11 protein-coding genes are annotated in these 20,743 nt (G+C 58.9%); 10 read left to right on the top strand and 1 reads right to left on the bottom strand.

The window, feature by feature from the left end; genetic code table 11:
- Nucleotides 1–303 precede the first annotated feature (303 nt).
- The 8 genes from CAURIC_RS06865 to ilvA all read left to right on the top strand — a co-directional run bounded on the left by CAURIC_RS06865 (nt 304) and on the right by ilvA (nt 18,057).
- Nucleotides 304–2,067 (top strand): acetyl/propionyl/methylcrotonyl-CoA carboxylase subunit alpha, encoded by a 1,764-nt coding sequence (locus tag CAURIC_RS06865; RefSeq protein WP_035115277.1) that lies wholly within the window; start codon nt 304–306, stop codon nt 2,065–2,067.
- Nucleotides 2,068–3,732, top strand: a complete 1,665-nt coding sequence (locus CAURIC_RS06860; protein WP_235700807.1) for an acyl-CoA carboxylase subunit beta — start codon at nt 2,068–2,070, stop codon at nt 3,730–3,732. It abuts the gene before it with no gap.
- 149 nt (nt 3,733–3,881) lie between these two features.
- Nucleotides 3,882–12,890: a type I polyketide synthase gene (locus tag CAURIC_RS06855; protein ID WP_035115278.1), complete on the top strand. Its 9,009-nt coding sequence runs from the start codon at nt 3,882–3,884 to the stop codon at nt 12,888–12,890.
- A gap of 70 nt (nt 12,891–12,960) precedes the next feature.
- The gene (gene acpS, locus CAURIC_RS06850) at nt 12,961–13,374 is read left to right on the top strand and encodes a holo-ACP synthase AcpS (protein WP_035115343.1); all 414 of its coding nucleotides are present in this window, start codon (nt 12,961–12,963) and stop codon (nt 13,372–13,374) included.
- 294 nt (nt 13,375–13,668) lie between these two features.
- A complete protein-coding gene (locus CAURIC_RS06845; RefSeq protein ID WP_256364842.1) occupies nt 13,669–13,803 on the top strand; it encodes a hypothetical protein in 135 nt (44 codons plus the stop codon).
- 272 nt (nt 13,804–14,075) lie between these two features.
- A complete protein-coding gene (locus CAURIC_RS06840; RefSeq protein ID WP_172644082.1) occupies nt 14,076–14,756 on the top strand; it encodes a 3'-5' exonuclease in 681 nt (226 codons plus the stop codon).
- A gap of 97 nt (nt 14,757–14,853) precedes the next feature.
- Nucleotides 14,854–16,377 carry a cation:dicarboxylate symporter family transporter gene (locus CAURIC_RS06835; RefSeq protein WP_035115283.1) on the top strand — a complete coding sequence of 508 codons (1,524 nt, stop codon included), beginning with the start codon at nt 14,854–14,856 and terminating at the stop codon, nt 16,375–16,377.
- Nucleotides 16,378–16,506: 129 nt separating this feature from the next.
- A complete protein-coding gene (gene ilvA, locus CAURIC_RS06830; RefSeq protein WP_035115284.1) occupies nt 16,507–18,057 on the top strand; it encodes a threonine ammonia-lyase, biosynthetic in 1,551 nt (516 codons plus the stop codon).
- On the opposite strand, the gene CAURIC_RS06825 is transcribed toward ilvA, so the two are convergent.
- The gene (locus CAURIC_RS06825) at nt 18,050–18,724 is read right to left on the bottom strand and encodes an ACT domain-containing protein (protein ID WP_290182221.1); all 675 of its coding nucleotides are present in this window, start codon (nt 18,722–18,724) and stop codon (nt 18,050–18,052) included. The genes ilvA and CAURIC_RS06825 overlap by 8 nt on opposite strands.
- A 62-nt stretch (nt 18,725–18,786) precedes the next feature.
- Here CAURIC_RS06825 and gatC point away from each other — a divergent pair, with 62 nt between their 5' ends.
- Together gatC and gatA are read left to right on the top strand one after the other, a co-directional pair.
- A complete protein-coding gene (gene gatC / locus CAURIC_RS06820; protein ID WP_035115286.1) occupies nt 18,787–19,092 on the top strand; it encodes an Asp-tRNA(Asn)/Glu-tRNA(Gln) amidotransferase subunit GatC in 306 nt (101 codons plus the stop codon).
- A 64-nt stretch (nt 19,093–19,156) separates the two neighbouring features.
- A complete protein-coding gene (gatA, locus tag CAURIC_RS06815; RefSeq protein WP_035115288.1) occupies nt 19,157–20,674 on the top strand; it encodes an Asp-tRNA(Asn)/Glu-tRNA(Gln) amidotransferase subunit GatA in 1,518 nt (505 codons plus the stop codon).
- The last annotated feature ends 69 nt before the right edge of the window (nt 20,675–20,743 follow it).

Below are 20,743 nucleotides of genomic sequence, written 5' to 3'. Positions count from 1 at the left end.
TTAATAGCCCGACTTTGGCACACCGAAAGTGAGCCAGCACACATTTGGCCGTAGCGAGGCAAATCTCATGGGTGTGTTTTTGGCTCCCAGATCTATATATATGAATCCCACAAATATGCACGCCGCCCCGGTTGTGCAGGCCACAACAGCGGGGGCAAGAGTTGTATTGCTAGGTGGGGAGTTGTCGCAAGCGTTCCTAGAGTTTTGCCCATTCCTCAACGCACCTCCGCGACCTCCTGTAGGGGCCGCGGAGGTCTTGAGGACAAACCAACCACCGAAATCACTAATCCGGAAGGGCAATAGATGATCACACGGATTTTAGTGGCCAACCGCGGCGAAATCGCGGCACGAATCATCCGCACAGTCCACGACCTGGGGTTGAAAGCAATCGCTGTATACGCAGATGCAGACAGGGATTCTCCCGCGGTGCAACTCGCGGATGAGGCATATTCTCTAGGCGGCGGTACCGTAGGGGAGACCTACCTGAATTTGGGCAAAATCTTGGAGATCGCCCGCCGAAGTAACGCCGATGCGTTGCATCCCGGTTACGGATTCCTCTCTGAAATCGCCGATGTCGCCCACGCGGTCACCGATGCCGGATTGGTGTGGATCGGCCCTTCGGCCAACACAATCAATCAACTTGGAGACAAGATCTCGGCCCGCCGCACAGCACTCATCGCGGGAGTACAACCTGTGCCGGGGACTAACGATCCCGTGGATAGCATGGCAACGCTCCGCAGCTTCATCGATACCCACGGCCTGCCTATCGTGGCCAAACGCTCCGATGGCGGAGGCGGACGCGGTATTGAAATCATGCGCACACCAACGGACGTCGAAGAATTCGGCGTCCGCCACGACGGCTCTGACATGGATGCGTTCTTCCTGGAAAAATTCGTGGAAAACGGGCGCCACGTGGAGACCCAATGTATGGCAGACGCTCATGGTGACTTCGCCGTGGTGACTACCCGCGACTGTTCAGTACAGCGCCGAAATCAAAAGCTCATCGAAGAAGCTCCCGCCCCATTTCTCACCGAAACTGCCGAAAGAACCGTCCGTGATTGGTCCCGTAAGCTTTTTCGCTACACGGAATACCAAGGCCTCGGCACCTGCGAATTCTTGGTTAAGGGAGACGAAGTCTATTTCCTCGAGGTCAACCCACGCCTCCAGGTGGAACACACTGTTTCCGAAGAAATCACTGGCCTTGACCTCGTCACCCAGCAAATTCGCATTGCCGACGGAAAACAGCTCCCCCAGGTTCCCGAGCCCCGCGGGCATTCCGTGGAATTGCGCATCACCTCTGAAGACCCGGGCGCCGATCTCACCCCCACGGCAGGCACAATCACCACATTGAATTGGCCCATGGGGCACGGCATACGTATCGAGACCGGTGTTCGCGAAGGAGATAGTGTCACGCCGGATTTCGATTCCATGATCGCCAAACTCATCGTCACTGGACCAGATCGTCCTACCACTATTAAACGCTGCTTGCGCGCTCTCACCGAGCTGACCATTGAGGGCGTGGCCACGCCAGCGCCACTGTTAGAACGAATCCTAGCCCACCCCGACTTTGCCGAAGACTTCGCCGTGGGCACGAAGTGGCTCGAAGAAGAATTTTTGCCACAGTGTGAGCTGCCGGCTCCTTTCGCTGAAAGTGGCGTCGAAATAGAAGAACAAGAAACCCTTCACCTGCCTATAGAAATCGACGGACGTCGACACACGCTTACCTTGCCAGCAGGGTTACTCCGTACCGGAGGGGGAGAGGATAAACCGCAGCAACCCCGTCGGGGTTCCTCCAAGAGGAACGGTGCCACCGCGGGGGGTGATGGGGCCGTTGGTGCAGATGGCGTGGTTGCTTCCCCGATGCAGGCCATCGTCGTGCGCGTGCCCGTTGAGCCAGGTCAGAGGGTCGTAAAAGGGGATGTCCTCATCGTGATTGAGGCCATGAAGATGGAGAAATACATCCATTCCACAGCCACTGGGGTAGTCGAGGAAATCCTCGTGGATGTGTCCCAAAACGTTCCCGCAGGCACCCCGCTGCTCAAGATCGCTACCGAGAAGGAGGCATAAATGGGGATTCAATCACTGCGTCTGCAAGTCAGCCGGGTTCTGGGCCGCAAGAAAGCCCCACTGAACCTGCCACCGACCGTTGACCCAGGCATGTCCGCGGATTCTGAAGGGCACGCACATCCACCCGTCGGTAGTAAAAACCGCATTGACTACGCTTCGGCCTCGGCCGCAGCCGAGCGCAAAGCGAAGAAAACTCAGCATGCAAAAGGCAAGAAAACCGCACGCGAGCGCATTGCCAGCTTGTTGGACGAGGATTCCTTTGTGGAGTTTGGACGGTTCCATGGCGGCGACGTCACGCAAGGTTTTTTGGGCGCTGCGGTTATTACTGGATTCGGGGAGATCGACGGCCGCAAGGTTGCGCTCTACGTCCAGGATTTTTCTATCCAGGGTGGCACGCTGGGGAAAGTCGAGGGTGTGAAGATCTGCTCTCTCCTGGATAAGGCAATGGCCATGCGGATACCCGTCATTTCCATTCTGGATTCTGGCGGGGCGCGTATCCAGGAAGGTGTACAGGGGTTGTCTGAATACGGTCGCATCTTCCGGCGCTCCTGCAAAGCCTCCGGAATGATCCCGCAGATTTCCTTGATCTTGGGCCCCAGTGCCGGCGGCGCGGTGTATTCACCAGCGCTGACCGACTTTGTCATCATGACTCGAGAGAACTCTCACATGTTCGTCACCGGCCCCGATGTCGTGCGCGCAGTCACAGGGGAGGACGTTAGCTCCGCGGACCTTGGTGGTGCCGAGCTGCACAACGTGCAATCCGGTGTTGCCCATTACCTGGGTGAGGACGAAGAAGACGCGTTCGGGTACGTCCGCAGCTTGTTGACATATTTGCCCAGCCACTGTGACGAGATGCCACCGAGCTACACATACAAACCTTCTGCTGCCGACGAAAAAGCCGCAGCGGCCGTGAAGGATTTGGTGCCCGATAACTCCCGTCAGCCCTACAACATGGTGGACGTGGTGGAATCCCTCGTGGATCACGGGGAATTTGTACAGGTCCAAGAACATTTCGCCCCATCTATCATCATTGGCTTTGCCTGCATTAACGGTGAGTCCGTGGGTATCGTTGCCGACCAGCCGATGCACAATGCCGGTACGTTGGACGTGGATTCGTCCGAAAAGGCTGCGCGGTTTGTGCGTTGCTGCGATGCCTTTGGCTTGCCGGTAGTGACTCTCGTTGACGTGCCGGGCTACCGCCCGGGAGCCGATCAAGAACAGGCCGGCATCATTCGTCGCGGTGCCAAATTGATCTTCGCTTACGCTAACGCGACCGTACCGTTAGTGACCATCACTCTGCGCAAGGCATACGGTGGGGCTTATATCGTCATGGGGTCCAAGTCCATCGGCGCCGATTTCGCCTATGCCTGGCCCGATGCAGAAATCGCCGTGATGGGCGCCGATGGGGCAGTGAGTATTTTGAACCGTCGGGAGATCAAGGCTGCGGGCCCAGCCCCCGCCGCAATGGCAGCCAAAGCCAAGGAATTGGCAGAGGAATATGCGGCCCAGAACATCAACCCAAACCTGTCCGTGGCCACCGGCGAGCTGGACGGAATCATTTCGCCAGAAGGCACCCGCCAAGCCATTGCCGAATCACTCGAAGTGTTGCGGACCAAAGACCGCACTCACAGTGGCCTCAAGCGCCATAACAACGGCCCGTTGTGAACCTCGTTTTCAACCAGTTGGCTTCTCGTGGAGCAAGACCCATTGCGTTTTCCCACCTGGTTTCCTGCGGCGTTAACCCCTGCTCAACCGCGTTACATCTTTGCGGTACATCCCCCTTCCCAACCACACATTCTTAGGACTTCACCTCTATGGCACCCACTAGTTTCCTCGCTCACCTGAACACCTCAGGTGATAAGTACGCGATCGTTATGGCCGGGCAATCTAGCCCATGGCAGGAGCTGTTACGCTCCCAGATCGCAGACCCACAATTGTGTTCTATCTTCGGCGGGCTGCTGCGCGCCTCCGATGACCTGCTTGCACCCGTCGCCCCGCAGCTTGTTGCCGTGAGCGCCGGCACACTGAGCGGGCAGCGCCTAGCCCACGACCCCAATGGGGTGAACGCGGCACTATCCGTCCCCGGAATCACCGTTACCCAGTACCTGCAGTACCGGGCCCTTATCAATGCCGGTTTGGATGTTGCGGCCAACCAGCCCATTGCCGTACTGGGACATTCCCAGGGTGTGTTGGGAGTGGGCATGGTGCAATCGGACAATCCCGCGGAAGTACTCGCCATCGCGCGCCTCATCGGCGCTGCAACCTCCCGCGCCTCCCGCGGCCTATCCACCCCGCCCATGCTGGCGATTGAAGGGCTGGGTACTGCGGAAGTCCGTGCGATCATTGACGGTACTGGTGTGGAGCTGGCCCTAGTGAACGGCCGGACCCGTCACGTGGTTTCCGGAAAGCCATCTGATCTGGAACTGGTGAAGCGCACACTGAATGCTGACGTGAACGCGGAGTATTTAGAAGTCGCAGCACCGTTCCATCACTCCATGCTCAGCGACGGTGTGGAGCAGGTCATCACTTGGGCCAAGGCATGTGATCTGCCTCTTGAACTGGCAGAAACCTACGCCCGCACCGTCATGACGGACCACATTGACTGGCCCGCGGAGCTCCGTGGCGTGGCCGGCGCGCAATGGCTGATCGAGTTAGGCCCTGGGCGCAGCCGCCTCACGGAAGACAACGTGGAGGGAACCGGTGTGGGCATTGCCCGCGCGCACACCCTTGATGAGATCGACCGCCTGGCCACCGTTGGGAATCTACCACCGCGCACCACCGATTGGTCTCGTTATGCTCCGCGCGCGGTGCAGCTGCCCACCGGTGAAGCCGTTGAAACTGCCTTCAGCCGCCTTACCGGCAACTCGCCTATCATCCTCGCGGGGATGACCCCGACCACGGTTGATCCGGAGATCGTCTCTGCCGCGGCCAATGCAGGGTTCTGGGCAGAGTTGGCCGGTGGTGGACAGGTCACCGCAGAGGTTTTCGCTAGGAACCTCGCGGACCTAAAGGAGCAGTTAGATCCCGGTCGTACAGCCAAATTCAACGCGATGTTTATGGACCGTTACTTGTGGAACCTGCAGTTCGGTGCTCAGCGGATCGTGGGCAAGGCGCGCGAATCCGGTGCACCCATCGACGGTGTGGTTGTTTCGGCCGGTATCCCGGAGTTGGACGAGGCTCCTCAGCTGATCGAGGAACTGCAATCCCAAGGTTTCCGGTATGTGTGCTTTAAACCCGGCACTAAGGCCCAGATTCGTCAATGCCTGGCCATCGCCGAAACCGTCCCAACCACGGTCATTTTGCATGTGGAAGATGGCCATGCCGGTGGTCACCACTCGTGGGAAAGCCTCGATGACCTGCTGCTGAACACATACGCGGAGATCCGGCGCCACGATAACGTCATCCTGTGCGTGGGCGGTGGAATTGGCACCCCGGATCGTGCTGCGGATTTCATCTCCGGTGAATGGTCCTTAGATCACAACATGCAGAAAATGCCGGTTGACGGGGTACTCATCGGCACCGCGGCCATGACGGCCAAAGAAGCCCGAACTACTGAGCCGGTCAAGGACTTGTTGGTGGCCACCCCTGGTGTCGCAGGCAATGAGTGGGAGGGAGGCGGTGTCCGCTCTGGCCTTTCCCACTTGCGCGCGGACATGTACGAGATCGATAACGATGCCGCCGCCTGCGCTCGCCTTATCGCTGAGGTCGAAGGCGATATGGACCGCATCAATGCCCGTCGCGATGAGATCATTGAAGCACTTAACAAGACCGCGAAGCCATACTTCGGCGATCTACCTGAGATGACTTACGCGCAGGTGGTCCGGCGCTTCGCTGAACTGTCCTACCCATGGGTCGATCCCTCCTGGTCCCAGCGCTACTGGGAATTGCTGCAAAGGGTTGAGGCTCGTTTATCGCCGGCGGATCACGGCCCGGTGACAACTCTTTTTCCTTTTGTGGACGACGCCGACCAGGCCTTCAGCGCCGCCGACAAGCTCATCGCGGCCTATCCTCACGCGGAGAAACTTACCCTCACAAGTCTAGATGCTGCCTGGTTCGTATCACTGTGCCGTAAATACCCAAAGCCGATGGGCTTCGTGCCCGTGCTGGATGACGATCTGCTGCGTGCGTGGGGACAGGATTGTCTGTGGCAGTCGCAAGATGACCGTTACGAGGCCTCCGCGGTCCGTGTGATTCCTGGGCCAGTTTCTGTGCGTGGCATTACGACGAAGAATGAACCCATTGGCACAATTTTGCATCGGTTCGAACAGGCGGTGCGGGCACGTCTTGGCAAGTCGACCCCGGTAGTCTCCCGTTTGGCTTCGGCCACCACGGCCGAGGAACTCATTCAAGCTGCCCCATTCATCTCCTGGACCGGGCACGTCATGGATAACCCAGCACACAACCTGAGTTGCTATGACTTGGTGATTGATAACCCCGAAGACATCGGACGGGCTACTGTCTCTGCAACCCTCACTGTGAAACTGGATACGTACTGGGACGGATCACAAGCCGATGTGCACGCCGTGCGTGAACTGGTGGTGCCACTGTTGCTGCCGACTTCCGTTGTCGATGGCGGGCTGCCGATTGTGGATGAAGATCGCTTGCCGGAATCCATGTATGCATTGCTCGCAGGCACTGCGGGTGTGGGCAACAGGTCCGTTACTCACGATGAGATCACGGCCATGCCTGCGATGGTGCCGTCCGAACGTTCTCCGTACGGGGAGGCACACTACGCCTTCCATCTCACCGACAACCTCGGCCCTGATCACACGGCTGTGACGGGCGCGGACATGGCCACCGCTCGCATTGTTCCCGACGCGCTATTGGGGCCATGCTGGCCAGCGATTTATGCCGCACTGGGGTCTGCCCGCGTGAACGATTACCCAGTTATCGAGGGGTTGCTCAACGCGGTGCACCTGGACCACACTGTCAGTTTCTCACGCCCCGTCGACGGACTGGAGAACGCCCGGGTGGACGTGACTAGCTGGGCAGAATCTGTACAGGAATCGTCTTCTGGACGTGTCGTGCAGGTCAACCTGGAGCTTCGCATCGAAGGTGAACTATTGGGCACTTTCACCGAGCGTTTCGCGATTCGTGGCCGTGCATTCGGTACGGATAAGCCCAGTGACCCAGCATTCGCCGGGGGCGTGGACAAGGTGGAGGACACTCCGCGATCCACGTTGCTGCGCGAGGTGGTGACAGCACCGAGCAACATGACACCGTTCGCGTGGGTTTCCGGTGATTTCAATCCGATCCACACCAGCTGCGCCGCAGCCACTGTTGCTGGACTCGAAGCGCCACTGGTGCACGGAATGTGGCTATCCGCTACTGCCCAACACGCTGTGGCCAAATCTGGTTACCGCATTACTGGGTGGACCTACCGCATGTTTAACATGGTTGCGCTGGACGCCGAAGTGGAGATAAAGGTCGAACGTATCGGCCGTCGACCCCAGGGTGGTTTGGTACTGGAAGTGACGTGTTCTATCGACGGGGAGCTGGTCTCACAGGCCACCGTCGCCACGGACATTCCACGATCCGCATACGTCTACCCAGGCCAAGGCATCCAGTCCAAGGGCATGGGTCTGAATGAACGCGCCAACTCCCGCGCCACCGCGGAGGTGTGGGAGCGCGCCGATGCGCACACGCGCAGTGCACTGGGCTTTTCTATTCTCACCGTCGTGCGCGATAACCCCACGGAACTCACCGCGGGGCAGACCGTCTACCGGCATCCCGAGGGCGTGCTCAACCTCACGCAATTTACCCAGGTGGCGCTGGCCACGCTGGCTTTCGCCCAGACGGCGCGCCTTCGCGAAGCCGGGGGAGTAGCAGACGGGGCGTTCTTCGCTGGGCACTCCCTGGGTGAGTACAACGCGCTATCCGCTTACGCTCAGGTCATTGATCTAGAAACCGTATTGGAACTGGTATTTCACCGTGGCTCCACCATGCACAACTTGGTGGAGCGGGATCCTCAAGGGCGCTCCAATTACCGCATGGGCGCGCTTCGTCCGAACCAATTTGGGGTCACAACCGATGAGGCCGTCAAGCAATACGTCGCCGAGGTCTCTCGCGGCACCGGCGAGTTCCTAGAGATCGTCAACTACAACTTGGCCGGCCAACAGTACGCTGTTGCCGGAACTATCGCTGGCATCGAAGCTTTGGAACTCGACGCCAACGAGCGTGCCGCCGCAGCTGGTGGCAAGGGTGCATTTATGCTGGTTCCGGGCATTGATGTGCCTTTCCACTCCCAAGTACTGCGCGGAGGCGTGGGGGAATTCCGGGATCGCCTCACTGAGTTGTTGCCACAGCACATTGAGATTTCAGCACTAGAAGGACACTACGTTCCGAACCTCGTAGCCATCCCGTTTGAACTGACTCGCGAGTTCGCTGAGGCCATCCTGCAGGTTGTTCCTTCCGAGCCGATCAAGGAGGCCCTGGAGAATTGGGATGTGCAAGACCGCAATGAGCTGGGTCGCATGCTGCTCATCGAGCTCCTGTGCTGGCAATTTGCTTCCCCGGTGCGCTGGATCGAAACCCAAAAACTGCTGCTGCGTGACAAGCAGGTTGAGGATTACATCGAGGTCGGTTTGGGCGCAGCCCCGACGTTGGCGAACTTGGCCTCCAAGACGTTGGCGTTGCCACAATTTGCGGATCTCACGGTGCGCGTGCTGAACGTGCAGCGCGATGAGAAGTTGGTGTACCAGCAGGACGTTCACACGATCGAGGATCCGCGAGAGGAGGCCCCCACCGAGCCTGCGACGAACAAGCCAGCGGCAAACAAACCAGTTGCAAACAAAGCAGCTGCAAACCAAGCAGTTGCAAACCAGGGAAACTCGGCTCCATCAACTAATCGGCCAGCGGCGAACCAAGCAGCTACAGGCCAGGCACCAGCCACACCAACTGCACCAGCCGCATCACCTGGGTTAGCCGCGGAAGCCGGGCAAACCTCCCCATCCGCGGCTACTGCACAGGCCGCGTCTGCTACGCCCACTGCGCCCGCTGCACCGGCTGCGGAAATCCCGACCCTGCCTTACAGGGCCTCGGATGCCATCAAGACTCTCCTTGCGTACTCCAACAAGGTCCGCGCCGACCAGATAGGTGATGCGGATACGACGGGCACCTTGACCAATGGTGTGTCCTCCCGCCTGAACCAGTTGCTCATGGACATGTCCGCAGAACTCGGCCTGTCCAGTGTGGAAGGCGCGGCAGAAGCCGATGTCGCCACATTGTCCGGCACCGTGGACAAAGCCGCATTCAACTACACAGCATTCGGACCCATCCTGGGCGAGGCCGTCAAGGACCGCGTACGCAAGCTCTTCGGTGCCTCTGGTGCCAAGCAATCCTTCATCGGTGAATACCTCACCACTGAATGGGGCTTGGGCGATGGGTGGGCCGCGCACACCACCGCAGCCATCGTGTTGGGTACCCGTGATGGTGCTTCCGCCCGCGGTGGCGACCTCGCGACGTTGCCTACGGAGGTCGCCTCTATGAGTGCAGTAAAAGACCTTATCGACGAGGCCGTTACCCAGGTCGGTTCCGCTCACGGTATCTCTGTAGCCAAGCCGGCTTCCTCTGGCGCCGACGGGGTAGCGGTGGACTCCGCCGCGCTGGATGCTTTCAGCGAACAGATAACGGGCTCTCTTGCTTCCACCGCCCGCCATCTACTTGATTCTCTGGGTTTGGGTAGCACCGAGTCCACAGATTTTGCAGAGGATAACGACGCAGCCACGGTGATGGAGGCCGTCGAAGCAGAGTTGGGCAGCACCTGGCCGCAACTCGTCTCTCCGTGTTTTGACTCTCGCCGGGCTATCCTCTTCGATGACCGTTGGGCCACAGCCCGTGAGGACGTAGCGCGGCTGGGCACAGGTGAGGCACTCGACGTCAACCTCAATTCCTTCATCGGCACCGGGCAGGCCGTGGCGGATCAAGCACTGTGGTGGGCGGAACGATCCGAAGCCTCTGAACTGCTACGTTCCATTGCGAGCGCGGCCACTTCCACAGACCCTGGGGAATATCACAGCCAGGTGGCAGTCGTTACCGGTATGACTCCCGATTCGATCGCCGGTGGCGTGGTCGCCCGATTGCTTGAAGGCGGCGCAACAGTGGTGGCAACCGCATCGCGAATCACCTCCAGCCGGCTCTCCTTTGTCAAAAACTTGTACCGCCGCCACGCGCGGGCAGGTGCGGCGTTGTGGCTGGTACCTGCGAACCTAGCCAGCTACCGTGACGTGGATGCGCTCGTGGAATGGATTGGCAATGAGCAGACCGAAACCGTTGGCTCTGATGTAAAGGTCACTAAGCCGGCACTGACCCCGGGCCTGTATTTCCCCTTCGCCGCACCACCGGTCATGGGCTCTGTTGAAGATGCCGGCGCAGCCGCGGAAAACCAGGCCCGCCTGCTGCTGTGGAGCGTGGAACGTTCCATGACCGCCTTGGGCCGGATCGGCGTGGAATCCAACGTCGCCCACCGCCTGCACGTCGTCTTGCCGGGTAGTCCAAACCGGGGCACGTTCGGCGGCGATGGGGCATATGGCGAAACCAAGGCCGCGTTCGATGCCATCGTGAACAAGTGGAAGGTGGAACCGTGGGCGGAGCGGATCACCATTGCGCATCCTCGCATCGGCTGGGTCGCTGGCACCGGGCTAATGGGAGGAAATGATCCACTGGTCGAGGCCGCACAGCGCGCGGGTGTTCGTGTATTCACCCCGGCGGAAATCTCCGAAGAACTGCTGGCCCTGTGTACCTCCCAGGCACGTCACCAGGCACGAAAGTGTCCCATCGAAGCCGACCTGACCGGCGGCCTAAGCGAAATAAATATCGGGGAGCTCGAGGAAGTGGCGTCGGATAAAAAGGTCAAAGAGGAAGAACAACCGGCAACCGTCGATGCCCTACCGACCCCTTACCAACCCACCCAACCTGCAGGGACGTGGGGTACGACCACTGCGAGGCTGGATGAGACTGTGGTGATTGTTGGCCTTGGCGAGGTCAGCCCGTGGGGTTCCGGTCGCACCCGTTTTGAAGCGGAATATGGCATTCAATCCGATGGCACCGTGGACCTCACCGCAGCTGGTGTGCTGGAGCTGGCATGGATGACTGGGCTGTTGACCTGGAAAGATACCCCAAAGGCGGGGTGGTACGACCAAGAGGATCAGATCGTTGACGAGGCGGAGATTTTCGATCGCTACCGAGACGAGGTTGTGGCGCGTTCCGGCGTACGCACATTCGTGACGGATTCTGCGATTGCCAACGACGGTGAAGGGCCCCACAGTCCAAAAGCCGTGGAAATGTTCCTCGATCGCGATGTGACCTTTAGCGTGGATAGCAAAGCCGATGCTAAAGCGTTCGTGGAGGCCGACCCGCAATTCACCCGTGCCGTTGACGTTGACGGTGAATGGCAGGTCACGCGGTTGGCTGGGGCGCGTTCGCGAGTTCCCCGTCGCGCGACGTTGGCCCGGCGCGTGGGCGGGCAGTTTCCCACGGATTTCGATCCCACCCGCTGGGGTGTGCCGCAGGACATGGTGGAATCCCTCGACAGGATGGCTGTGTGGAACCTGGTTGCGACCGTGGATGCTTTCCTTTCCGCCGGCTTTAGCCCGTCCGAGCTGCTGGAGGCCGTGCACCCGGCCGAGGTGGCGATGACGCAGGGCACGGGCTTTGGTGGCATGACCTCCATGCGCAAGCTCTTTGTGGACCGATTCCTAGGGGAGGATATCCCATCGGACATTCTGCAGGAGACCTTGCCAAATGTTGTGGCAGCCCACACCATGCAATCCTTCGTGGGCGGTTACGGTTCCATGATCCATCCGGTCGGTGCGTGTGCCACCGCCGCGGTCTCGATTGAAGAAGGCATGGATAAGATCCGCTGCGGAAAGGCGGACTTTGTGGTGGCTGGTGCGGTGGATGACATTTCGGTCGAGTCCATTTCCGGTTTCGCCAACATGAATGCGACCGCGAACTCGGAGGCCATGGCGGCTAAAGGGATTAGCGAGCGCTTCTATTCCCGCGCTGGTGATCGCCGACGCGGTGGGTTCGTGGAAGCACAAGGTGGCGGTACCGTATTGCTGGCCCGCGGTGCAGTCGCGGCCCGCATGGGGCTGCCGGTCTATGGCGTGGTTGGGTTCGCACAGTCGTACGCCGACGGTATCCACACCTCCATTCCAGCTCCCGGAATCGGCGCGTTGGCATCGGTAAGGAAGAGCTCGCAGATACGCGGGAACCTGGAAGCGCTTGGTGTAACTGCAGATGACATCGCCGTGGTGTCCAAGCACGATACGTCGACGAATGCGAACGATCCGAACGAAGCCAACCTGCATACGCGAATGGCCAAGGCGCTGGGGCGCACCCCGGGCAATCCAATGTTCGTGGTTTCCCAAAAGACACTCACCGGTCATGCCAAAGGTGGTGCAGCGGTATTTCAGGTCGCGGGTATTACCGACATGTTCCGCACGGGACGGATACCGGGTAACCGCGCGCTCGATTGTTTGGATCCCGCGATGGAGGATTCGCTGTTCCTCGTGTGGCCGCGTTCGCCACTGCAGCTGGACCGGACCATCAAAGCGGGCATTTTGACCTCGTTGGGCTTCGGACACGTCTCCGCCGTTGTGGTACTGGTTCATCCTGCGGCTTTCCAGGCCGTGGTGGCCACGGAGCTGGGAGAGGACAGTGCCGCCCAGTGGCAGGAACGCGCTACTCAGCGTTTGCGCCAAGGCGTGCGCCGACGGGAAGCCGGCATGCTGGGGCATGCGCCGTTGTTCGAACGTCCTGCTGGGCGCATCTATGAGACGGATGACGAGGAAGCGGCGATGCTCCTGGGAGACGAATCGTGATCATTCGGTTACGTAGGAAGCACCCAGACCGTGCCGTGAAGGCTCTGATGCGCCGGGATAGGCAATCGTGATCCTGGGCATCGGGACTGACCTAGTGAACGTGCCGCAGTTTGCAGAGCTCCTGAGCGAACCCGGCACGAGTTTTGGCGAAGCTTTCACCGCTGCCGAGTGGAGAGCAGCCCAGCGCCGAGCTGAGGTGACCGGGAATCAGGCCCAACACCTCGCCGGGCGGTGGGCGGTGAAGGAAGCTTTCATCAAAGCGTGGTCTGCGGGGCTTTATGGTCGTCCGAACCCCGTGACAGCGGAGCAATTGGTGTGGCAGCACATTGAGGTAGTGCAGGATCACTGGTCCAGGCCCGCGCTACGGCTGCACGAACCTTTGGCTGCGATCGTGGTGGCAAGTTTGGGAGACATCCGGTGGCACGTTTCGCTAAGCCACGATGGTGACTATGCCATTGCGACGGTGATTGGAGAGCAGGTGTGACGGCGAGTTGGGCACAACTTTATCGATAGTAAAACCGCCTGTAGTGATACTTAGGCACATACTTCCAGGTGGAGGTAGGGGGTGGGCAGTCTATCGGAAATATAAGTGCTTTCAGTGCGAGAAACTCTGTTGCCTGCGCAAACGCTGGAAAGTCTATGATTTTAGCGGGGTGAATAAGGATGTAACTGGCGTCACAAAGCTCGATCGGGCACGGGGGCTGGCCATAGCGTGTAAAGCACACGGACGGACAAGCTCCAACCACCGTCCACACCACGCAACGAAAGGATACCCGCTATGGCTTTCCCAGATATCTTCAACAAGGACTTCAACATCGCCGACGAGGCAAACGCATTTGTTTTCGGTGACGATGGCGGGCTGTTCATCGAAGCGGACAACAGTGCCCGCATTGCCGACGACATGCTGGTCTAAAACCGACACGCCGGTTTAACCCCGACATGTTGGTTTAACTCAGTCCTATAACCAACCTCTTTCCCAAGCAATCCGCGCAGCATCGTAGCGGTTTTTTGCTTGGGTTTTTATGTGGGCATAGTCAAGGCACCCAGGGAACCGGGATGCGGCATAGAAACCTGGTTCCTGGTATCGATGGGGTTGTCGCAGTCCCCACACCCACAGGGGCATGGCCTGCTCCCTGGTCCCTTGTATCGATGGGGTTGTCGCACGCGGACTATAAAGTAGGTCGCATGAACGCACCGATCCCGCACTTTGAACCCGCCAACATGCTCAGCTTCGACCTAGAAACTACCGGAACTAACCCCAAGACCTGCCGCATCGTTACCAGCGCCATGATCTCAATAACAGGGCGCGAACGGGACGATCTGGAACTGCTTGCCGACCCGGGGATCGAAATCCCAGAGCAGGCCACCGCTGTGCACGGAATTACTACTGAGTACGCCCGTGAGAACGGTCGCCCGCACGATGAGGTGCTGGCACAGACCATTGAGATGATCCGTGAGGCTTGGCGGCGCGGCGCCACCTTGGTGGTGTACAACGCTCCTTATGACCTGAGTGTTCTTCATGCACTCGAGCCCAGCTTTACCATTGACGGCTTGGTCTTTGATCCCTTGGTTGTAGACCGCGCGATGGATCCGTACCGCAAGGGCAAGCGCAGGTTAGAAAATGTCTGTGAGCATTACGGAATCGAATTAACGAATGCGCACGAGGCCACGGCCGATGCTGTCGCTGCAGCCCGTGTGGCGTGGAAGTTGGCCAAAAAGTACCCCCGATTGGTACAGGATAGTGGCGAGGAATTGATGGTCCAACAGGCCCAATGGTTCTACGAATCACAAACTAAACTGCAACAATGGTTCGAGTCTAAAGGGCGGGACATCAAAGTTGGAACCAGTTGGCCTGTTCAACCGTAGGGGACCCAACTTGTTTATTCGCTAAGGAAGGTCAAGAATACCGCCTAGGGGACGATAGTCGCCGGTTTACCCTGACGTTTTAGAAGCGGATAATCTCATGGCTTACACAGATATCACCTCGCACAAGGGGCCAAGCATTGCCCCCAGCAAGCGGGAGAAGAAAGACAATACCCACTGGCTCTACATTGCGGTGATTATCGCCGTTATTGGGGGCATTGTTTTGGGGCTCGTGGCTCCAGATGTGGCCCAGGGGCTTAAGCCTCTGGGCACCACATTCGTCAATATCATCAAGATGATCATCCCTCCGGTGATCTTCTGCACCATTGTCTTGGGTATCGGTTCCGTACGCGCGGCTGCGTCTGTGGGTAAAGCCGGTGGTATTGCCTTGGCGTACTTCATCACGATGTCCACCTTCGCTCTGGCAGCAGGGTTGGTTGTCGGTAACCTTATCCAACCGGGCGAGGGTTTAGATATTCACGGGAACTCCAAGGCCGTCGAAGAGGCCTTGAGTAAGAACGCGGAACAGCCTCACGGCCTTATCGGCTTCATCCAGTCGATCATTCCGGAGACATTCTTCTCCGCCTTCACCAGTGGATCTGTTCTGCAGGTTCTTATGATTGCCCTGCTGGTTGGCTTCGCCATTCAGTCCATGGGCAAAGCCGGTGAGCCAATCCTAGGTTTTGTAGCCCACCTGCAAAAACTGGTGTTCAAAATTCTGGGTTGGATTCTATGGCTGGCACCAATCGGCGCTTTCGGCGCTATTGCTGCTGTTGTCGGCGCTACCGGGGTGCAGGCTGTGGTGCAGCTGGGCGTGCTTATGTTGGCCTTCTACCTCACCTGTGTCATCTTTATCTTCGGCATTCTCGGAACCATCCTGAAGGTCTTTACGGGGTTCAACATCTTCAAATTGGTCAAGTACCTAGGCAAGGAATTCTTGCTGATCTTTGCGACCTCCTCTTCCGAGTCCGCTTTGCCGAACCTCATGCGCAAGATGGAGCACATCGGTGTGGATAAGTCCACCGTGGGCATCGTGGTTCCTACCGGTTACTCCTTCAACCTCGACGGCACCGCTATCTACCTCACGATGGCTTCGATCTTTGTGGCAGACGCCATGGGTAAGCCCATGAACATCGCTGAACAGATCAGCTTGCTGGTGTTCATGATCATTGCGTCTAAGGGCGCAGCTGGTGTGACCGGCGCAGGCATCGCAACCCTCGCCGCCGGATTGCAGTCCCACCGCCCAGATTTGCTAGACGGTGTGGGTGTGATCGTCGGAATCGACCGCTTCATGTCCGAGGCCCGTGCGCTAACCAACTTCGCAGGTAACTCCGTGGCAACCTTGCTGGTCGGAACGTGGACCAAGACCATCGATAAGGAACAAGTTCATCGCGTACTCGACGGCAAGGATCCATACGTGGCTGCCGAGGACGATGCTGATGTCGATCTGCGCTACCCTTCGGTGAAGAATCCCGCCACCGAAACCCTGCAGCCCACCCCACAGCTGGACGTGAATGCCTACCACAACGCGAGCACTGATCAGCCAGGCGTGACGGGTTCGGCTCACCCACAAGGCAACGTCCGCCCGGATCTGTCCACCTCCAAGGGGCCGCTGGACAAATAAGGCACGACCTGCGGGTGGTGTAGCCGGAATACCGGCTGGGGTTAGCGATCGAAACAAACCCCCAACCCCGCACATCAAGCCCCAACCCCGACTGCACAGCGCCAGTCATCACAGATAACATGGTTCTCCATGGTGATGACTGGCGCTGATTATTTGCGAAACATTGTGGCTGCACCCGTGTACCAAGCGGCGATCCACACCCCCTTGGATAACATGCCCTCACTCAGTGAACGCATTGGTAATACAGTCTTGGTTAAGCGCGAAGATCTGCAGCCGGTCCACAGCTTCAAGATCCGTGGTGCCTTCAACAAAATGGCACAGCTCACGGAAGAGGAAAAGGCACGAGGCGTGGTGGCTGCCTCAGCAGGCAACCATGCGCAAGGGGTGGCGCTGTCCGGCCAGAAACTGGGGATCCGCTCGATTATCGTGATGCCTGAACCCACCCCTTCGATCAAGGTCGATGCCGTCCGTAGCTTCGGAGGGGAAGTGTTGCTGCACGGCGCGAACTTCGATGAGGCCAAGACCAAGGCCATGGAACTATCGGAAACCAAAGGCATGGTCTGGGTAGCGCCCTTCGATGACGAGGCCGTTATTGCCGGCCAGGGAACCATCGGTTTGGAAATCTTCCAGTCTTGTTCCGATGCTGACCGCGTATTTGTTCCCGTCGGTGGTGGCGGTATCGCGGCGGGTATCGCCGTCCTGCTCAAGCAACTGCGCCCTGAGATCCAGGTCATTGGCGTGGAACCAGAGGAATCTGCGTGCCTTGGTGCCGCACTACAGGCTGATAAACCCGTCACGCTCGACCACGTCAGTTTGTTCGCCGAGGGCGTGGCCGTCAAACAAATCGGTGCCGAAACCTTTCGTCTCTGTAAGGAATACCTCGACGATTGCATCACGGTTACCTCGGACGAAATCGCGGCGGCAACGAAGGATATCTACGATGACACGCGCGCGATCGCAGAGCCCGCCGGGGCAGTCGCGCTGGCGGGGCTGAAAGCGTACGTCGGGGAGCATGGCGTCGAAAAAGAAAAGCTAGTATGCGTGCTATCTGGCGCGAATATGAACTTCCACTCGCTGCGCTACGTCAGTGAGCGGGCGGAGCTCGGCGAGGGTACCGAAGGAATCTTCGGAGTTACGATCCCCGAGGTCGAAGGTGCCTTCTTGGACTTCTGCAAGGTGCTTGGTGGCCGGTCGGTTACGGAATTCTCCTACCGGGTGGGTGAAAGGCAGGCCGACGCCCCTCAGGCCCGCATCTTCGTGGGTGTGCGGGTCACCGAAGGTAAGCGGGAACGCGCCGCTATTGTGCGCGACCTAGAGGGGCAGGGCTACGGGGTGGTCGATCTATCCGATGATGAGATTGCGAAAGAGCACGTGCGTTACATGATTGGCGGCCACCCGCCGCATCACATCAGCGAACGGGTGTACAGCTTTGAATTTCCGGAACGACCGGGCGCGCTGCAGCACTTCCTCGAAGTGCTGGGCACGCGGTGGAATATCTCGATGTTCCACTACCGCAGCTTCGGAATGGACTACGGTCGCATCCTCACCGCCTTCGAAAACGTTGCGAACGATGGGGATTTCGAGCGGCACCTGGCTAAGCTCGGCTACCACTCCACCGAGGTATCCGACTCGGATAGCTACGCGTTCTTCCTGCGTTCGAACGGCGAGGGCGCTAGCTGAAGAAAGCCCCAACGATGGTGCCCATCTGCCGCAGGTGTTCTACCTCGGATAGGAGGAAATCGGGCCCGCCGGGGCGACCAATGACCAATAAGAGGGACGTGCCTTGAATTGGAGTTGCAGCCAGCGCGGAATCCATGACCGCCCAGTTTTCGGGGATCCAATCCTCGCGTTCGGAGTTGAGCACACGGGCTTCTACGACGGGGGCGGCCTCCAGCTCCTTGCCGTTGTCTGCGGGCGCGGCGGACGACGCGGCAACGCGATGCGTGCGTGGCACGGTGTCCAATACGATTGACCAGCCAGCGGTCATCGACTGCGGTAGGCTGTTCATCATGAGGTCTAAGGCTTCGGTGAGGTTTTTCCGCTTATCGGCTACATCGGCCAGCATCTTTACCTGTCCGCGGCGATCTACCGTTCCTGAAAACGGCCGGATCGAGTCGACGTAAACCCCGTCGACTTCTTGTGCCGCAGTGATGAGGGAGTCAGGTAGGGAACCGGTGGGCAGGTTGACCACAATGTCATCGACAACGGTTCCAATGTCCTCCGAGGAATCGGCGTTGCCTACGATGTCCACGCCGCGGATGTCGCCACCGACGGTACCAATGGCTACGGCTAGTTTGCCGAGAACGCCTGGAACATCGGGCATACGGACGCGCATTAAGTAGGACATGCGTCCGAGTCTAGCTACACCTGTCCGCACTTGGTGTCTAAAGGGTGACTAGAGTAGTAGGCATGTCAGAAATTTCGCGTGATGATGTAGCCCATTTGGCCAAGTTGGCCCGCCTGAAGCTCACCGATGAGGAGCTCGATCACTTCGCCGCTCAGATCGATGGGATCGTCGATCATGTGGCAGCTATCCGCGAGGTCGATACGGAGGGCGTGGAGCCTCTGAGCCACCCCACCCAGAATGTCGACGGCACCGAATCCGTTATGCGTGAGGACGTAGTGATTCCCAGCCTGACTGCCGAACAAGCGTTGGACCAGGCCCCGGCCGCAGAAGACCAGCGCTTCGTGGTTCCACAGATTCTGGGCGAATAGTTCCCCAGCTAGCACCCGTATTGACCAGCTTCGTCACATAACTGATTCCCACAGGATGGCACCAATGACCGATAATTCTTCCGCGTCCTCCAAGTACGTCGTTGCCGAGCGCAATGATTCAGATTTCACCACGTGGAGCGCCGCCGATCTGGCCCAGAAGATTCATTCTCGCGAAATTTCCGCTGTCGAGGTAACGCAGGCGCACCTCGATCGCATTCAAGACCTTGATGGTGATATCAACGCGTTTCTCCACGTTGGCACCGATAGTGCCCTGGCGGCGGCGGCCACTGTCGATGACGCGCTAGCAGCTGGTGATCAGCCGACGTCCAAGCTGGCTGGTGTGCCACTGGCGCTGAAGGATGTTTTCACTACGACCGATGCTCCCACGACTTGCGCATCTAAGATGCTCGAGGGCTACATGAGCCCTTACGATGCCACCGTTACGCTGCGTCTGCGCGCCGCTGGCATCCCGATCCTTGGCAAGACGAACATGGATGAGTTCGCCATGGGTTCTTCCACGGAGAATTCCGCTTACGGGCCAACGAAGAATCCGTATGACTTGGATCGCACTCCCGGCGGATCCGGCGGTGGTTCTTCTGCCGCCCTTGCCGCGGGTATGGCTCCGCTAGCCATCGGTACGGATACCGGTGGTTCTATCCGCCAACCTGCTGCACTGACCAACACCGTCGGCGTGAAGCCCACTTACGGCACCGTGTCCCGCTACGGCCTAGTAGCGTGTGCGTCTTCTTTGGACCAGGGCGGCCCAACTGCACGCACGGTTTTGGATACCGCTTTGCTGCACGAGGTTATCGCGGGTCACGATGCCAACGATGCCACCTCTTCTTCCCGCCCTGTGGCACCTGTTGTCGACGCCGCCACGGCTGGCGCGAACGGTGACCTCAGTGGGGTCAAGTTGGGCGTGGTCAAGCAATTCGAGCGCCCGGAGGCATTCCAGCAGGGCGTGCTGGATGCGTACCACGCCAACTTGGAACAGCTGAAGTCCCAAGGCGCGGAGTTGGTGGAGGTCGATTGCCCGAATTTCGATCACGCCATGAACGCCTACTACTTGATCCTGCCGTGCGAGGTTTCCTCCAACCTCGCCCGTTTCGACGGGATGCGGTATGGCCAGCGCAAGGGTGATGACGGTACCAACAGCGCTGACCAAGTCATGAGCTTGACGCGCGCTGAGGGCTTTGGTGACGAAGTGAAGCGCCGTATCATGCTGGGAACATATGCCCTGTCCGTCGGTTACTACGACGCTTACTACCTGCAGGCCCAGCGCGTGCGTAACCTCATCGCGCAGGATTTTGCCGCTGCCTTCGACAAGGTGGATGCGATTGTTTCCCCGGTAACCCCAACCACTGCATTCAAGTTGGGCGAGAAAGTCGATGACCCATTGGCTATGTACATGTTCGACTTGTTCACGCTGCCCCTGAACCTTGCCGGTGTGTGCGGAATGAGCGTGCCCGGTGGCTTTGCAGCGGACACCAATCTGCCAACCGGCTTGCAGATCATGGCCGGCGCGCACCGGGACGACAACTTGTACCGGGTGGGCGCAGCCTTTGAGGCTGGGCGCAAGTAATAAAGCGCACGAGTAGCATCGCGAGCATGACGCGAGGTTTGTGAGATTTCACCACAAGACCGTATTTCA

Source organism: Corynebacterium auriscanis, from assembly GCF_030408435.1.
GTDB classification, from domain to species: Bacteria; Actinomycetota; Actinomycetes; order Mycobacteriales; family Mycobacteriaceae; genus Corynebacterium; species Corynebacterium auriscanis.
The sequence above is the reverse complement of the archived record's forward strand: the minus strand, read 5'-3'. Positions and strand labels throughout refer to the sequence as shown.